13 protein-coding genes, 1 other RNA gene and 2 pseudogenes are annotated in these 16,166 nt (G+C 51.6%); 14 read left to right on the top strand and 2 right to left on the bottom strand.

The window, feature by feature from the left end; translation table 11 throughout:
- The 8 genes and pseudogenes from glyS to rnpB form a co-directional block, all read left to right on the top strand.
- Positions 1-874: pseudogene (glyS, locus tag AQR02_RS34580) on the top strand (glycine--tRNA ligase subunit beta); the annotation flags it as partial.
- Between the two features lie 205 nt (positions 875-1,079).
- Positions 1,080-1,552: pseudogene (locus AQR02_RS18810) on the top strand (YaiI/YqxD family protein).
- A gap of 40 nt (positions 1,553-1,592) precedes the next feature.
- Positions 1,593-3,413, top strand: coding sequence for a DNA primase (dnaG, locus tag AQR02_RS18805; RefSeq protein WP_054941784.1), 1,821 nt, complete (start codon positions 1,593-1,595; stop codon positions 3,411-3,413).
- Positions 3,414-3,453: 40 nt separating this feature from the next.
- The gene (gene rpoD / locus AQR02_RS18800; protein WP_054941783.1) at positions 3,454-4,590 is read left to right on the top strand and encodes an RNA polymerase sigma factor RpoD; all 1,137 of its coding nucleotides are present in this window, start codon (positions 3,454-3,456) and stop codon (positions 4,588-4,590) included.
- 91 nt (positions 4,591-4,681) lie between these two features.
- Entirely contained in the window at positions 4,682-5,506 is an 825-nt protein-coding gene (locus AQR02_RS18795; protein WP_054941782.1) for a hypothetical protein, read from the top strand.
- The gene (locus tag AQR02_RS18790) at positions 5,503-6,279 is read left to right on the top strand and encodes a tRNA (adenine(22)-N(1))-methyltransferase (RefSeq protein ID WP_054941781.1); all 777 of its coding nucleotides are present in this window, start codon (positions 5,503-5,505) and stop codon (positions 6,277-6,279) included. The genes AQR02_RS18795 and AQR02_RS18790 overlap by 4 nt, the downstream gene beginning before the upstream one ends.
- Entirely contained in the window at positions 6,255-7,370 is a 1,116-nt protein-coding gene (locus tag AQR02_RS18785) for a Nif3-like dinuclear metal center hexameric protein (protein ID WP_054941780.1), read from the top strand. The genes AQR02_RS18790 and AQR02_RS18785 overlap by 25 nt, the downstream gene beginning before the upstream one ends.
- Positions 7,371-7,433: 63 nt before the next feature.
- Positions 7,434-7,842: RNase P RNA component class A (rnpB, locus tag AQR02_RS19720), an RNA gene on the top strand.
- A gap of 92 nt (positions 7,843-7,934) precedes the next feature.
- Here rnpB and AQR02_RS18780 read toward each other — a convergent pair.
- Complete coding sequence (locus tag AQR02_RS18780; protein ID WP_054941779.1) at positions 7,935-9,164, bottom strand: aminotransferase-like domain-containing protein; 1,230 nt, start codon at positions 9,162-9,164, stop codon at positions 7,935-7,937.
- 92 nt (positions 9,165-9,256) lie between these two features.
- Between AQR02_RS18780 and pdxR the strand changes: the two genes are divergently transcribed.
- Positions 9,257-10,696 (top strand): MocR-like pyridoxine biosynthesis transcription factor PdxR, encoded by a 1,440-nt coding sequence (gene pdxR, locus AQR02_RS18775; protein WP_054941778.1) that lies wholly within the window; start codon positions 9,257-9,259, stop codon positions 10,694-10,696.
- Here the strand turns inward: pdxR and AQR02_RS18770 are convergent.
- Entirely contained in the window at positions 10,693-12,591 is a 1,899-nt protein-coding gene (locus AQR02_RS18770) for a S8 family peptidase (RefSeq protein WP_054941777.1), read from the bottom strand. The genes pdxR and AQR02_RS18770 overlap by 4 nt on opposite strands.
- 223 nt (positions 12,592-12,814) lie before the next feature.
- On the opposite strand from AQR02_RS18770, the gene AQR02_RS18765 reads away from it, so the two are divergent.
- The 5 genes from AQR02_RS18765 to AQR02_RS18745 form a co-directional block, all read left to right on the top strand.
- Positions 12,815-13,312 (top strand): YpuI family protein, encoded by a 498-nt coding sequence (locus tag AQR02_RS18765; RefSeq protein ID WP_054941776.1) that lies wholly within the window; start codon positions 12,815-12,817, stop codon positions 13,310-13,312.
- A 173-nt stretch (positions 13,313-13,485) separates the two neighbouring features.
- Positions 13,486-13,707 (top strand): DUF1540 domain-containing protein, encoded by a 222-nt coding sequence (locus AQR02_RS18760; protein ID WP_054941775.1) that lies wholly within the window; start codon positions 13,486-13,488, stop codon positions 13,705-13,707.
- 11 nt (positions 13,708-13,718) lie between these two features.
- The gene (locus tag AQR02_RS18755; RefSeq protein WP_054941774.1) at positions 13,719-14,120 is read left to right on the top strand and encodes a hypothetical protein; all 402 of its coding nucleotides are present in this window, start codon (positions 13,719-13,721) and stop codon (positions 14,118-14,120) included.
- Positions 14,121-14,294: 174 nt separating this feature from the next.
- Positions 14,295-15,032, top strand: coding sequence for a lytic transglycosylase domain-containing protein (locus AQR02_RS18750; protein WP_245237544.1), 738 nt, complete (start codon positions 14,295-14,297; stop codon positions 15,030-15,032).
- Positions 15,033-15,188: 156 nt separating this feature from the next.
- The coding region (locus tag AQR02_RS18745) for a cysteine desulfurase family protein (protein WP_245237543.1) at positions 15,189-16,166 on the top strand (978 nt) is incomplete at its 3' end.

The following is a 16,166-nucleotide window of genomic DNA, read 5'->3' as shown; positions in this document are numbered from 1 at the left end:
GTGAATTCCCTGAGCTTCAAGGCACGATGGTGAAGACTACGCCCGTAAAGCTGGAGAAGCGGAGAATGTGGCCAAAGGTATTTCCGAGCATTATCAGCCACGTTTTGCCGGAGACAGTGTGCCGTCGACGGAGGCGGGTATGGTCGTCAGCCTCGCTGATAAAATCGATACGATCGTCGGAAGCTTCTCGCTCGGCATTATCCCGACGGGTTCTCAGGACCCTTACGCGCTGCGCCGCCAGGCGGCAGGTATTGTGCAGATCATACTGGAGCATAAGCTTCCGGTCAGTTTGCAGGAAATTTTCGCTGCAGCCGTGGAAGTTCATGAAAATTTGCGCACAGAGAAACATTTTGCCCCTGAACTGCGTATAAACCTTTACGAGTTCTTTGGCCTTCGCGTGAAGCGCCTTTTATCCGATGACAATATCCGCTACGATGTTGTGGAAGCTGTTACTGCAGCGGGTTTTGATGACATCGTTGATGTTGTTAACCGAAGCCGTGCACTCACAGAGGCTGTAAACACTCAGGCTGATTTCAAAATCACCGTCGACTCGCTGACCCGTGTCAGCAATCTGGCGGCCAAAGCGGCAGAGGGTTCGTTAATCCAGCCTTCCCTGCTGAAAGAAGCAGCCGAAGTGAAGTTATATGAGACATGGCAGGGAATTCACGAGCCTTACCAGGAAGCACTTGCAGACAGAAATGCCGCAGAAGCGCTGAGTATTCTTTCCGGCTTGAAGGATGCCGTTACCGGATTCTTCGATTCCGTAATGGTTATGGCTGAAGACGAACAGATCCGTACGAACCGCCTTGCTCTCCTGTCCGCTGTAGATGCAGACTCCAGAGTGTTTGCCGATTTCGGCAAGCTGGTTTGGTAGTTTCCGGCTGAATTCGAGCTTTGCTGCCACAGCAAATTTGTGATTTTGTGTAACTTATGGTATAGATCGATGGTTTGGGGTATAAATATACGGAACGGTGCCAATGCGTAAGTTGACATTCGTTCCGTATTTATGCTTTATCAAAGAAGGATTTCGGTTTGGGTAAAGCGTATATATATTACACGGGAATTTGGTGATGATGATCATGGAAAAGCCCAGCGGAAGAAAAATCGTGGTCGACGGGGATGCTTGTCCGGTCAAAAAAGAATTGCTGCGGTTGCCCGTTCCTTCGGCGTACCTGTCCTGATGGTTTCGTCTTTTGACCATGTGCTTCAGGCGGAAGAGGGTGTCGCAGTGGTGCAGGTTGACCGCGGAGCTGACAGTGCTGACCTGTACATCGCCAATCATATTTCTGCCGGAGATATTGTCATCACGCAGGATTATGGACTAGCTGCGCTGGCGCTGGGCAAACGCTGCAGGGTGCTTTCGAACCGCGGACAGGAATATGAGGATTCCAAGATGGATTTTATGCTGGAAGGCAGGCATGCCAGGGCTGTGGAACGCCGGCGCGGGCACTATTCCAAAGGGCCAAAAGCGATCACGGCCGAAGAAAAAAATCTTTTTCAACATAAACTGACAAAACTTTTAACACTTTTGCAGGAGAATGTGCAGCTATAGCGAATTATATTTATTTGTTAAGAGATGAAGGTGGCTAAAAGTGGCAAGCGGACACGGTAATATTCCGGAAGAAGTTATCGAGAGCGTGCTGGCTCGGCATGATATTGCCGAAACCGTCGGCAAGGTCGTCCATCTAACTAAGCAGGGGAAATATTTATGGGGCCTCTGCCCGTTCCACTCGGAGAAATCCCCTTCCTTCACCGTGACCCCTGACCGGGGTGTATTTCATTGCTTTGGCTGCGGAATGGGCGGTAATGCCATTAAGTTCAGGATGGAAATCGAAGGATTATCCTTCCCTGAAGCAGTCAGAATAATGGCGGAAGAAAGCGATATTGCCATTCCCGAGGGCAAAGGTGGGCCGTTGTCTCCACCCGATCCCGAGCGGGACCGGCTGATTCAGGCTTATGAATTGTCAGCAAAGTTTTATCATTTTCTGCTGAAGAACACGGAATACGGCACAGCCGCGATGAATTATTTAAGATCCCGAAACTTCAGCGACAAAATGATTGACCAGTTCCAGATTGGGTTTGCACCTGACCGCTGGGATACGCTGCTGCAATTCCTGGAGAAGCGGAATTTTGATCTCGCCGAGATGGAGAAAGGCGGGCTGCTGTCTGCCAGAGGAGAAGGCAAGGGCTATATCGACCGTTTTCGCGGGCGGGTCATTTTCCCGATTGCGAACCGGACGGGCAAGGTAGTTGCTTTTGCCGGAAGAATTCTCGGAGACGGTCAGCCAAAATATCTAAACTCTCCGGAAAGCAGAATATTTAACAAGAGCCGGATTCTGTACAATTTGCACCAGTCCAAAGCATCCATCCGCAAAACGCGGCAAATCGTCCTCTTTGAAGGATATGGCGATGTCATTTCGGCCTGGGAAGCAGGTGTGCATAACGGTGTGGCTACAATGGGAACGTCACTGACGGAGAGCCATGTGGCACTGTTGAAAAGTCTGGGAGATGAGATCATTCTCTCCTATGACGGTGACAAGGCAGGACAAGCTGCAGCGCTGAAGGCAATCCCGGTGCTGGAGGATAGCGGGCTGAGGGTTAAGGTTGCCGTGCTTCCAAGCGGACTGGACCCGGATGAGTTTATCTCTCGTCACGGCGGGGAAAGGTTCATGGAACAGGTGATTGACTCGGCGGTTTCAGCCATAAAATTTAAGCTTATATATCTGAAAAAAAACCATATACTCCTAGAGGAAGACGGCAAAATAGCCTATGTCAAGGAGGCGCTCCAGATTATTGCGACGCTTCACTCCTCCACAGAGCGGGAAGTTTATTTGCGGGAAATATCCTCCGAGCTCGAGCTGTCATATGATAGCTTGAAACAGGACTGCAACTTACTCCGCGCGTCGATGCAAAAAAACATGCCCGAAGGGGATAATAACGACAAAAGGTGGAATAATGGTAGGCATAAAAAAGGGCAAGTGCAGACACCAACTTTGCTGCCCGCTTATCATGCTGCAGAACGGCGCCTGCTGTCTTTTATGATTCAGGATCCGGAAGCTGCCGCTTATGTAGGCGAACGCCTCGGAGAAGAGTTCAACATCGATGATCATGCGGCAATTGCCGCTTATCTATATGCCTATTACGCGCAAGGCAAACCACCCGGCATCAGCCGGTTTCTATCATCGCTTCAGGATGACCGTCTGGAGAAGACTGCTACAGCAATATCCATGATGGACACACCTCCGGACTGGAATACGCAGGTTCTGGATGACTGCATCCGTGAAGTGAAGAAATATCCTACACAGCGCAAGATGGAGCAAAAGCGTGAAGAGATGATTCAAGCGGAGAAATCCGGTGACTTTTTACGTGCGGCACAAATAGCAAGTGAGATTATAACCCTAGAGAGACAGTGAGAATTTGACAGGATGTATCTAGGGAGGAGGGAGTCGAATTATGGCGAACGATCAGCATACTGAACTGGAAGCAGAATTTACTCTGGATCAGGTTAAGGACCAGCTTATTGAACACGGCAAGAAAAGATCATCATTGAATTACAAAGATATTATGGAGAAATTGTCGCCGTTTGATCAAGACCCCGAGCAGATGGAGGAATTCTACGAGCAGCTCAGCGACCTCGGGATCGAGGTTGTTAATGAGAATGATGAAGAAGGCTCCAATCCGCTTCGGCAGAGCGAGGACAATGAGAACAGCGATAGTGATGATTTCAGCTTCGATGACGATTTGTCCTTGCCGCCGGGAATCAAAATTAACGATCCAGTCCGGATGTATCTGAAGGAAATCGGACGTGTGCCACTGCTCTCGGCTGATGATGAAGTTGAGCTGGCTATGCGGATCAAAAATGGTGACGAGGAAGCCAAACGCCGTCTGGCCGAAGCCAACCTGCGTCTCGTGGTAAGTATCGCCAAACGTTATGTCGGACGCGGCATGCTGTTCCTGGATTTGATTCAGGAAGGCAATATGGGTCTGATCAAAGCGGTGGAGAAGTTTGACCACAACAAAGGATTCAAATTCAGTACCTATGCTACATGGTGGATTCGCCAGGCGATCACCCGGGCTATCGCTGACCAGGCGCGTACGATCCGTATTCCGGTGCATATGGTGGAAACGATCAACAAATTGATCCGTGTCTCCCGCCAATTGCTGCAGGAACTGGGACGTGAGCCTTCGCCGGAGGAAATTGCTGCAGAGATGGAGCTGACCGTTGAGAAGGTTAGAGAAATCATGAAGATTGCTCAGGAACCGGTATCACTGGAAACTCCTATCGGGGAAGAGGATGATTCGCATCTCGGCGATTTCATCGAGGATCAGGAAGCGCTGGCGCCTGCGGACGCCGCAGCTTATGAACTGCTGAAGGAACAGCTGGAGGATGTACTGGACACGCTCACTGAGCGTGAAGAGAATGTGCTTAGACTCCGTTTCGGTCTGGATGACGGACGGACAAGAACGCTTGAGGAAGTCGGCAAAGTATTCGGTGTTACGCGTGAGCGGATTCGTCAGATCGAAGCCAAGGCGCTGCGCAAGCTGCGTCACCCGAGCCGCAGCAAACGGCTTAAGGATTTCCTCGAATAGATTCGATAACCGGACCTTCTGCTGCATGGTGGCAGGAGGTTCTTTTAGCTTAATAAGCATCTAGCGCAAGGGTGAAATGAGGGATAAGCCGTTGAATCTGGAAAAACGTGAAATTATTATAAGAGAAATTCAGTACTGGAGAAGAAGCAAGCTGCTGCCCGAACAATATTGTGACTTCTTGACCAACCTCTACAATGATGAGGCGGAGTTCAAGGACAGCAATCCGGTATCGCTGCAAAATCTACAGCAGGGAAGCATCAAAGTTTGGTTGTTTGGTTTTGGAATTATTTCCTTGATTTTCTTGATTAGTCTTTATTTTAGCGTTTTTCCCTGGCCTTTGCAACTTGCAACAGCACTCTGTGTTTTAGTGGTCTGTTACGGTTATTCGGCCATTTACCGGGACCGCAACAATATGATCAGCCTCCTGCTGGCTGGGGTCGGCAGTGTGCTGACACTGGGTTTTGGCCTATGGCTGATCGCACTGCATGACCTTGATCCTGACTTTTGGAGACCTCTGCTGATTGCGGGCTGCGGGCTGCTGTGGTGCGTCCTGGGTTTCACCCTGCGTATTGGTTTGCTGCACTACTGCGGATTCGCCTTTTGGGCACTCCTGTATGCCGGATTCTCCGGGCAAATGCGTCCGGATGCCTCTATGCTGGAGCTGGAGCTGATCTGGCTACCGCTATGTGTGCTGATGGTCTGGTTAAGCTGGCTGCTTTATCATAAGGTCAGCGGAGTGTCAGGTGTCTATCTGGGAGTCGGCGTATCGTTGTGGCTAATGCCGGAGGTCGATGCATTGTGGCTAAGACAGGGCTACCCGGGCTGGGTGTCACTGTTATTGATAGTGAAGGTTGCTGCCGGATTGGCTCTGCTGTTTATTTTCCGAAAAAAATGGATAACGTGGGTGGCCTCATGAACAAAGTAAAATTATCAGACCGGCTGCAGCTTCTGCTGGATCAGGTGCCGGAAGGAAGCAGACTCGCCGATATTGGCTCCGATCACGCGCTGCTTCCTGTAGCTGCTGTAGAGAGCGGAAAAGCCGTTTCGGCAATTGCAGGTGAAGTAAATCAGGGTCCGTATGAAGCGGCGCTAAAAGGTGTTGCAGAAGCCGGACTCGGCAAACAAATCGCTGTACGGCGCGGTGACGGGCTTGAAGTGCTTGAACCGGGCGAAGCCGATTGCATCACGATTGCCGGAATGGGCGGATCGCTGATCGCTGCCATTTTGGGCCGCGGCCAGGCCCTAGGCAAGCTGGAGGGTGTGAAGACGCTGGCGTTGCAGCCGAATGTAGGCGAGGATATTTTGCGCCGCTGGCTGCTGAATAACGGCTGGGTAGTGACAGCCGAGCATATTCTTGAAGAGGACGGCAAAATCTACGAAGTGCTGACAGCCTATCCTGAAGGGGATGCTTTTGGACTGACGAATGAGCAGCTGTACCTGGAGCGGGTGCTGCCAGGAGGAGTTATCTGCAGCCCGGACATGCTGCTGCAAATGGGACCTTGGCTGCTGGAAAAGCCGAATGCCGTATTTGCCGCTAAATGGCAGGGCGAGATTGCCAAGCTGGAAGGCATCCTTGGCTCGTTGTCCCGCTCGGAGCTTGATTCGGCGGAAGAGAAACGGAGCAAAATCCGGGCGCAGATCAAGAAAATTTCGGAGGTGCTGGAATGTTTGCCAAAGGACAAACTGTAATTGGCTATATGGAGCAGCTTGCCCCGAAGCATCTGGCGGAGGAATGGGATAATGTAGGCCTCCAGCTTGGCAGCCTGCAGAAGGAAATCAGCGGCGTGCTGGTTGCCCTGGATGTCAACGACGCCATTGTGGACGAAGCCATTGCTAAGGGCTGCAATCTGATTATTGCCCATCATGCGATTATTTTCCGGCCGATCAAGGGAATTCAGACCGATACTCCTATGGGTAAGCTCTATGAAAAGCTGATCAAAAATGACATCGCGGTCTATATCAGCCACACCAATCTTGATGTTGCCGAAGGCGGAATGAACGATTGGATGGCGGAAGCGCTTGGTATTGAGAACGGGGCGCCGATCAAAGATATTCATACTGAACAGCTGTCCAAGCTGGTCGTATTCGTGCCGAAGGACCATCATCAGAAGGTGCTTGATGCGATCCTGAATGCCGGTGTGGGCTGGATCGGGAATTACAGCCATTGCAGCTTCAATATTGAGGGCTATGGTACTTTTGTTCCGCGTGAAGGCTCCGACCCTTATATTGGGGAAGCGGGTAAAATGGAGCGTGCCGATGAAATCCGCATCGAAACGATTGTTCCGCTCTCCATCCGCAATAAGGTAGTCCAGGCCATGCTGAAGGCACATCCGTATGAAGAGGTTGCCTACGATCTCTATTCGATGGATCTCAAAGGCCGGAGCCTTGGACTGGGCAGAGTGGGCAAGCTTAAAGAGCCGACGACATTAGGTGAATTCATCGAAACGGTTAAAAGCGGGTTGAAGGTGGATCATGTACGAGTTGTAGGTGATCTGAACCGTCCGGTCCGCAAAGCCGCGGTGATGGGCGGATCCGGTGCCAAATACTATAACAGTGCCATCTTCAAGGGAGCTGATGTACTGGTGACCGGTGATGTGGATTACCATACGGCGCAGGATGCCTTTCTGGCCGGGATTGCCCTAATCGATCCGGGACATAATGCGGAGAAGATTATGAAGGAGCATGTGGCGGAGTGGGTGAGCAGTAAACTGGCGGAACATAAGTATGGTACCGCAGTTTATGCTTCGCAAATTGACACAGAGCCTTTCAAGTTTCTGTAAAGACCCTTTATTTTACACTTGTGCAGACTGGTGCAAGTCTGTATAATATACAATGTTGTTCGGGAAGTTTGACAGACAATCGCCGGCGGCTTAGCCGCGGGAGGAAAGTCCGGGCTCCACAAGGCAGGGTGCTGGATAACGTCCAGTCGGCGCGAGCCGAAGGATAGTGCCACAGAAATGGACCGCCGATGGCCGCTTTCGGGCGGCACAGGCAAGGATGGAACCGAGGTGTAAGAGACCCCGAGGAACGCTGGTGACTTCGTTCCTGGTAAACCCCATCTGGAGCAAGACCTAATGAGACACAGCGCTTCCTTTACCGGAAGAGCAGCCTTCGCCTGAGGCGTGTCTAGGTTGGTCGCTGGAGCTGTGCAGTAATGTACGGCCTAGATAGATGATTGTCGCTTATGGTGGGAGGGTAGTTCCCGGTTGAACCACAACGAGCACAGAACCCGGCTTACGGCAAACTTTCCTAACTGACAACTCATAGTGATATTACGAAGCTTATATACGACAAGACAGCGGCCTTCCTTTTGGAAAGGCCGCTTTTTTTGCTTTATTCAGATTTCAGACAATTGTTCCCATTGCCTCTGCAGATTTCCGTGTATAGTTCTCCAGTGCCGTCTCAAGCCGCTGTACAGCAAGCGGTACCAGTGCTGGCGGGGTATGCGTGAAGTTCAGGCGCATTGCGTTCGTAAGCGGATCGGCTGCGTAGAACACTGCGCCGGGTACAAAGGCCACGCCCTGCTCTACGGCCAATGGAAGAAGCTCGGTAGTGTTAATGTCCGGAGAGAGTTTAAGCCACAAAAACATGCCGCCCCGCGGCTCGTTGAAGCTGGCGCCTTCCCAGCCCCGTCCGGACAGCTCGCCGGAGAGCCGTTTCATCCGTGAATGATATTCCCGTGAAATGACACGGATATGCGCATCAATATCAAAGCCCAGAAGCAATTCATGCAGGGCGCGCTGGTCAATGGCACTGGAGTGCAGGTCAGCGGCCCGTTTAGCTTTTGCGATCATTTGGATCAGCTCAGAGGGTCCGGTAATCCAGCCGGTGCGCAGGGCGGGGGCAACGATTTTGGAGAAGGTACCGGTGTATACGACACAGCTATCATCGCCGGAGCTTCTGTCAATGGAAGCCATGGTCGGCGGATAGGCTCCCGGGGTTTCATCGAAGGTTATTTCGCCATAGGGGTTATCTTCCAGAATCAGCACGTTATAGCGCCGGCATAATTCAACCGTTCGTTCCCGGCGTTCCCGGCTCCAGCTTGCCCCCGAGGGATTATTGAAGGTGGGCACGGTGTAGAGCAGCTTGGGACGGTGCAGCCGGAGCTGTTCCTCCAGATGATCCGGCAGCATTCCGAATTCATCGCTTTGTACGGTCCGGAGATCAGCACGGTAAGAGCCCAGCACCTGCAGAGCTGCAAGATAAGTCGGCGCTTCAATCAGTACGGTGTCGCCCGGGTCAAGCAGGACTTTACAGAAGAGATCGATGGCTTGCTGGGAGCCTGTGGTCAGGAGCAGATCGGCAGCTTGAACGGGAATATCCTGGCGTGTTAATCTGGCGGCTACAGCCTCACGCAGCGGTGCATATCCTTCGGTAAGCCCGTATTGCAGCGAAGAGGCGCTTCCGGATAGCGCACGGTTATAGGCATCCCGGACAGCCTCCACCGGAAACAGCTCCTCTGCGGGCAATCCGCCTGCCAGGGAGATGATATCCTTGCCCTGTGTAACCTTGAGAATATCACGGACGGCTGATGATCCGAGATGACCTGTCATTTCAGCGTAATTGATCTTCATAAAAAAGCTCCCCGCAATTGAATTTTGTTGTATCATAACGGCATAGCGGTATAACAGTAAAGCGCTGAATATAACAGTTGGAGGAAGGCCAAATGCATATTGAGTTAGCCCGCAGCAGCACTAAATCCCTGCCGCAGCAAATCAGCGAGACACTGGCTCAGCGGATCACGTCCGGTCTGCTTCAGCCGGGCATGCGCCTGCCCTCTGTACGCAGTCTGGCCTCCTCTTTGAAGGTCAGCCAGGTCACGGTGAGCAAAGCCTATGACGATTTGGAGAGCCACGGCCACATTCTGTGCAGCCAGGGGAAGGGCTGCTTTGTGGCACAGAAGCCGCAAAAAGCGCAGGAAGCCGGATCCGGATGGCAGGACGGGTATGATGATTTTTTGCCCCGGGCCCAGCTTTGGCGGAATTTTGATTACTCTAATGTGCGATACCCTTTTCATATAGCAGCAATCCACAGTGATCTGCTTCCTCTGGATGAGATTGGATCGACGATGTCCCGGCTTGTACTTGAACAGCCTGAACTGATGGCCTCCTACGGGAATTTCCAGGGGGATTCGGAGCTTCGTGAAGTGATGTCCCGGCATCTGAGAAAACACGGGGTTGCTGTACAGGCCTCCGGCATAATGATTACGAGCGGGTCACAGCAGGGAATTGACTTGGTTGCCCGGACTTTTGTGGGTCCGGGAGATGCCGTATATCTGGAAGCTCCCAGTTACACAGGAGCAATCGATGTTTTTGCCGGACGGGGAGCGGAGATGATCTTTGTACCTATGGACGATGAGGGAATGAGAATTGATATACTGACCAAGCTGTGTGACCGGCGGCCGCCGAAGCTGATCTATACCAACCCTACCTTTCAGAATCCGAGCGGAGTCACTATGAGCATAACAAGAAGACAGCGGCTGCTGGAATTGGCCAGAAGCTACCGCTGTCTCATTGTCGAGGATGATCCGTTCAGTGATCTTTATTTCCATAGGCCCCCGCCGCCGCCAATCAAATCCTTGGATGAGGAGGGGCATGTAGTCTACATGAAAAGCTTCAGCAAAGTCATTGCACCGGGCTGCCGGATTGCCTGTGTCGCCGCCGGAGGCAATATCCTCTCCAGGCTGATTGCCGCCAAGTCAGCGAGTGACCTCGGCAGTCCGCTGCTGAATCAGCGGGCGGTACTACCGTTCATCGCCCGGAAATATGAGGCTTACGCAGAGCAGCTGCGGGCTGCCTTGCGAAGCCGGATGGAGACAGCGGCAAAGCTGCTGAAGCAGCATGTCCCGCCGGGAGTCACCTGGAATCTTCCGGGAGGAGGACTGAACCTCTGGCTGCAGCTGCCCGCAGCAGACGGGATCGCTGGGCTGCATGCGCGGGCCGAGCAGGAGGGGATATCCTTTCTTCCGGGCGATGTTTGTTATTCCGGCGAGAAGCCTTCCCGGCACATCCGGCTCTGTTATTCACAAATGACGGAAGCTGAGATGGAGCGCGGCCTAAGGCAGTTCCTCCTGCTGCTGAAAGAGCATGTGGCCTCTAGCCTTTAATGGCCGTTCTCCAGACTTTTCTGCAGGCTTTTCAGCTGCCGGCCGACATGCTGGGGGAACAATTGAAGCGGGACATTGTTTCCGCCAGCGGCCCGGAGAGTTCTATAAATATCAACCTGGCCCCAACCGTAATATTTGTCATGCCCAGCCTCACCAAGATCGACCGCATTCGCGGTCATCAGCTCCATGACCTCCTTGTTGGTTAAGGCCGGATTCAGTGAGCGGACCAGCCCGGCAAGCGCAGCAACATGCGGACTCGCCATTGAAGTTCCTGATAGCGCTGCATATTGATTATCGGGATAGGTGCTGGCAATGCTTTCTCCCGGTGCTGCAACGTCAATGTATTCCCCGTAGTTTGAGAAGGAGGCCCGTTCTCCGGTGGAATTGGTGGCGGCAACGGCGAGCACTTCTTCGTAGGCAGCCGGATAACCCGGGCGTTCAGTGTTGTCGTTCCCCGATGCGGAGACGATTACAACATCGCGGTCATAGGCATATTTAATGGCATCATGCAAAAACTGTGAATCGGCATAGTTACCCAGGCTGAGGTTGATGACCTTAGCACCGTTGTCGGCAGCCCAGATAATGCCTTCAGCAACGGAGTAGGTTGTGCCTGCTCCCGAGTTGTCGAGCGCTTTAACCGGCAGTATTTTATTGTACCAGCTGATGCCGGCGACACCTTCCTCGTTATTGGTCAATGCGCCGATAATACCGGCCACATGCGTTCCATGTCCCACATCGTCGTCCGGTGTAGAACCGTTTGTGATCGCATTATATCCGGTGAGCAGCTGGCCTTGTAAGTCCGGATGGCTTGCCTGCACACCGGTATCAACCACGGCGACAATAACCTCATTGCTGCCTTTGGACAGATTCCAGCCCTGTTCGGTCTCGATAGCCGGAAGATTCCACTGGTAAGTAGAGAACAGGAGGTCATTGGGTGTAATTACTTTAGCTCCGGCATTTTCGTCTACAGCTTCATTGGTTAAATACATATAGTGAGGCTCTGTATATTCCGGACTCCATTTCTTGGTAAAATAGGTTTTGAGCCGGGAATAAGTCATATTGTCCGAACGGAAAATATAAGCATAGCCCAGTTTACGCGGCTCCTTGCAGCGGATATCCGCTGCGATGGTCTGAAGCTGTCCGGCAGTAGGATGGCCGTTCTTGAAGCGGACGACGATTTCGTTCTCGTAAAAATGGCTGGCATTTTCGTTATCATGGCCTGTCTTAACGGTAATATCCTTCAACGTATCGGTATGGACGGATTCCACCCGGTAGTTGCCTTCCTTCGGGTAAGGGATCAGCCGCAGATTTTTGAGCTGGTGATCGGCTACACGGTCAAGGATCTTTTGATTGATCAGGGCGATTACAGCGATATTTCCTTCCTGATCACGCTGGGCCATAAAGTAATATTTTTTATCGCCGATAATAAAGGAAGGGGATTCATACGACTGATGCCCCTTAATCGCAGCTTTTGCTGAATTCAGGTATTTGCGCAGCTGTTTGTTCTCCTGATCGGTGCCTTCCGGGAGTATGGACTTGAAGGTACTTGTCTTATGGGTCCGGTAATCGATCCACATCAGCATGGTGATATGCCCGTGTCCCTGCTGAAGGCGCTGAGCATATGCTGAAATATCCTGGGGCGGTACACCGTGGGTCTCGGCGAGCATGGTCCGCAAATGTTTACTGACATCCGTCCGGTTCAAACGGTCCGTAGCGCTGACATCCTGAACAAGATTTGTTTTTTTGACCGTTTTTTCCTGTGAGGGATTGGGAACTGTAGCTTGCGCATTCTGTCTCAGCCTCGGTTCTTCAGCAGGGCGCAGAACAAAGGTTAGCAGGACAACCGTGAACGCAGCGGTGACAAGACCGGCGACCGTTAGATTTTTACGTGACATATTTTCCGCTCCTTCAAGGTATCGTATAAGCTGTAGGTTTAGAAGAGCGCACAAGTTTTATGCATCAGAGAAAAGGATACCGCGTCCCTTGGTTTTGTGATAATATCAAAAGGAATAACCGGCTAGTACAGCTTCTTGATATTGCTGCAGTAACCATCCGTTTTGGCAATACCTTTCGTTAACAACAATTAAGAGCAAGGACTAATAAGGGGGAGCAATCGCCATGTCAGCAGCTAATGTGCAGAAATTATGTGAAACGACGAGAGAAAAACTTAAATCGGTAATCGGAAAAATGGAGTTATTCCTGAATGGGCATGCGCTGCCGCAGCTGGTAACCGAGGAAGATGAGGAAACGGTGACGTTCTATCAAGGTTTCTTGTCCGATCTCCGCCATCTGCTGGTATTCTCGGAAATGTCCTATGAGAAGCTTGGGGTTGCACTTCGCCGCGCCACATTTGATGAAGATTTCGCCCAAAAGGCGCTTTATAACGTATATCATTTTGGAGTTAACAACTTCTTCTATCCGAAGAATGAAAGCTACTCCGAAGATGGCCGCTATGCCTACACAGGCCAGGATGCCATCCGCTTCCGCAAAAAACCTGTCCGCCCGGCGCGCGACATCATTATGGAAATTACCAAGGTTTATGAAGAATTGCGTGATGATCTCAGTTATTATGAGAATGACTATTTGACCGAAAAGCGGATGCAAAACCAGGTTTAAGCTTATTCCATACCGCTACCCATAACTTATAATTCCCAAGGGACCGCACTTGTCATGGTGTATATGACAGGTCCGGTCTTTTTTTGTGATCCAATACATGCCGGCAACAGCTGGCAGTCCTCAACCCGAATAGAGATGAAATGCCACGGACATAATGTATCCGAGGTGATCATATGTCAAACACTAAACCGCTTGTAAAATGCAGTGTGAGCAATTGCCATTATTGGGGTGAACAAAATTTATGCCGGGCTGAAGAAATCATTATTGAGATCGACAAGCATACGGGCAGCGGCTTTAAGGAAGAATATGCCGAAGAGATGACCAATCACAACCATCATGATCATGCCGGCACTTCGTCCGCAACCTGTTGCCTAACCTTCAAGCCTGGTGTCTAGGAGGACTGCAGATGGATTCGAACCAAGAGGGAACGAAGCATGACCCGGCAAAACGCAGGAAAATAATTCTGCGTCCGCGCAGCAGGGTGGATTACCCCAGGCGGGACCCTTCGCATAATGAAGAGTACGCTGCTGAAGTAAGTCCGCCCTTAACACAGCTGCAAAGAACCGGCGGGGGTACAGAGAAGAAAGAAACCGCAGGGGAAAACAGCGACAGTAAAAGAATGGGCTACGTCGGACTTGCATTCGGGATAGCTTCCTTATTTATTTGGTCGATTATTACAGGGCCAGTGGCTGCAGTGCTTGGTTACTATGCTTATACCCGGGGACAAAAAACAACCGGTGCGTGGGCGATGGGACTGGGAATTGTGTCTACGCTGAGCTATTTTGTGATGATTCCGTTTGCCCGGTAAGACTTTAGAAAACAGGAATAGCGGTATCGAAACAGGCTTTAAGACCTAACTATAAGGGTCTTAAGTCTGTTTTTTCATGTCGGGTTATAGCATTTATAGTAAATGAATTGTAAAATAAAGGCGTATCTCAAATTTAAAATAGAGCCTCTTCGGACCAGAGAATTTATATATAGAATGAACCAGAAAGAAGGGTTTTCAGGTATGGGTATAGATCCGGCTACGGCCAGCGGGCTTGGGCAGCTGAAATGGGTGAATCTGCGGGGTGCAGGCATCAAGGAGTTAACCGGAAAACATAGCAGAGAAACCTCGGGTTCCTCCAAATCCGAGTTCGCCGCCTTGCTTCAACAGCTTGCCTTGCAGTCTGCGAACGGAGACAGCACCAACGGGCTGACCTCCCTTCCGGACAGCTCTTCGCTAAGTAATCTGATATGGCAGCAGCTTGGCGGGACTGCCGGCGGCTACAGCGAAATTTCCGGGGAAATAAAAGAGACGGTTCCAACCGACTATGAGGATCTGATCCAGGCGGCCAGTGCGAAATACGGTGTGCCGGTCGATCTGATCAAGGCAGTGATTGATACGGAATCCTCCTTTAATCCTAATGTTGTATCATCGGCTGGAGCTAAGGGGCTGATGCAGCTGATGGACGGAACCGCTAACGGGCTGGGCGTCTCAGATCCGTTCGATCCGGCCCAAAGCATCGATGGCGGGGTCCGCTACTTGTCTTACCAGCTGAAGCGTTATGACGGGCAGGAGAAGATGGCGCTGGCTGCTTACAACGCCGGACCCGGACGGGTGAACAGGCTTGGCGTGAGCAATGACCAGGAGCTGATGGATAAGCTGAGTCAGCTTCCCAAGGAAACCCAGGCCTACATTACCAAAATAGAACGCGCCCGCGCAGAGTACGCGGTATAATAGAAGGATCAGACGGTATCGACTTGCACCTTGGTGGTGCAGGAACCGTTTGGTCCTTTTTTTTGAAGACTAAGTCTTTATTAGGACTTCGCGATAAGGTATTCTATATTTCTCGAGTTAGGACTTATCAGCAAAGATGCAAAGGAGCGCCAATATATGCTGTACTGGGATTATGCCGCAGCAAGCCCGCCCTATGAAGAGGTGGTGCAGACGATGGAGCAGATTATGAAGCTGCATTACGCCAATCCTTCTTCACTGCACCGTCCGGGAGCGGAAGCGGACAGGCTTATTACACGTTCAAGGGAAGTTTGCGCTGCCGCACTTGGCGTACAGCCTCAGGAAATTCTGTTTACTTCAGGAGCAACGGAGAGCAATAATCTTGCGGTAAAAGGGGCAGCCTTGCAGTATCGGAGCCGGGGACGCCATATTGTAACAACGGAAATCGAGCATCCTTCAGTATACGAGAGCTGCCTGCAGCTGAAATCACTGGGCTGGGAGGTTACATTTGTGGCGCCGGACAGTACAGGGGTTGTTGATCCGGCACAGGTGGCCGCAGCCGTCCGCCGGGACACGGTTCTGGTGAGTGTCATGCATGTCAACAACGAGACCGGAGCGGTCCAGCCGCTGCGGGAAATCGGCAGCCGGATCAAAGCAGCCAACCGCCGGACCTTATTTCATGTGGATGGCGTTCAGGGCTATGGGAAGCTGGAAACGAAAATCAAGGAATGGCAGGCAGACTTGTACAGCCTGTCTCCTCATAAAGTCCGTGGTCCGCGCGGTGTGGGGATACTTTATGTAAAAGATGGGGTTGCGCTTTTTCCTCTGCTTACTGGCGGATCGCAGGAGCAGGGAGTTCGTGCCGGCACGGAGAACGTAGCCGCAGTTGTGGCTTCTGCCAAAGCTATACGCATGAGCGGAGAGCGCAGAGAAGCTTTTAATCAGCAGATCCTTCCGCTGCGGAACCGGCTGCTGGAATTTGTCTCCGGTAATCCCGAATTTACAGTAAATAGCCGCAGGGACGGAGCGCCGCATATTGTGCATTTTTCTTATCCGGCGGTAAATGGCGAGGTTATGGCCCGCAAGCTGGAGGAACTGGGAATGACCGTCTCCACCCGCTCTGCCTGTTCTTCAAGG

The organism is Paenibacillus ihuae, assembly GCF_001368795.1.
In the GTDB taxonomy this organism is placed as follows: domain Bacteria; phylum Bacillota; class Bacilli; order Paenibacillales; family Paenibacillaceae; genus Paenibacillus_AQ; species Paenibacillus_AQ ihuae.
Note: the sequence above shows the minus strand (reverse complement) of the source record. Positions and strands in the feature narration are given on the sequence as shown.

What these genes read in the sequence shown, in the direction of transcription:
- rpoD (WP_054941783.1), top strand. Translation starts at nt 3,454, where the DNA reads ATGGCGAACGATCAGCATACTGAACTGGAAGCAGAATTTACTCTGGAT.
- AQR02_RS18790 (WP_054941781.1), top strand. Translation starts at nt 5,503, where the DNA reads ATGAACAAAGTAAAATTATCAGACCGGCTGCAGCTTCTGCTGGATCAG.
- AQR02_RS18785 (WP_054941780.1), top strand. Translation starts at nt 6,255, where the DNA reads ATGTTTGCCAAAGGACAAACTGTAATTGGCTATATGGAGCAGCTTGCC.
- AQR02_RS18780 (WP_054941779.1), bottom strand. Translation starts at nt 9,164, where the DNA reads ATGAAGATCAATTACGCTGAAATGACAGGTCATCTCGGATCATCAGCC.
- pdxR (WP_054941778.1), top strand. Translation starts at nt 9,257, where the DNA reads ATGCATATTGAGTTAGCCCGCAGCAGCACTAAATCCCTGCCGCAGCAA.
- AQR02_RS18770 (WP_054941777.1), bottom strand. Translation starts at nt 12,591, where the DNA reads ATGTCACGTAAAAATCTAACGGTCGCCGGTCTTGTCACCGCTGCGTTC.
- AQR02_RS18765 (WP_054941776.1), top strand. Translation starts at nt 12,815, where the DNA reads ATGTCAGCAGCTAATGTGCAGAAATTATGTGAAACGACGAGAGAAAAA.
- AQR02_RS18760 (WP_054941775.1), top strand. Translation starts at nt 13,486, where the DNA reads ATGTCAAACACTAAACCGCTTGTAAAATGCAGTGTGAGCAATTGCCAT.
- AQR02_RS18755 (WP_054941774.1), top strand. Translation starts at nt 13,719, where the DNA reads ATGGATTCGAACCAAGAGGGAACGAAGCATGACCCGGCAAAACGCAGG.
- AQR02_RS18750 (WP_245237544.1), top strand. Translation starts at nt 14,295, where the DNA reads ATGAACCAGAAAGAAGGGTTTTCAGGTATGGGTATAGATCCGGCTACG.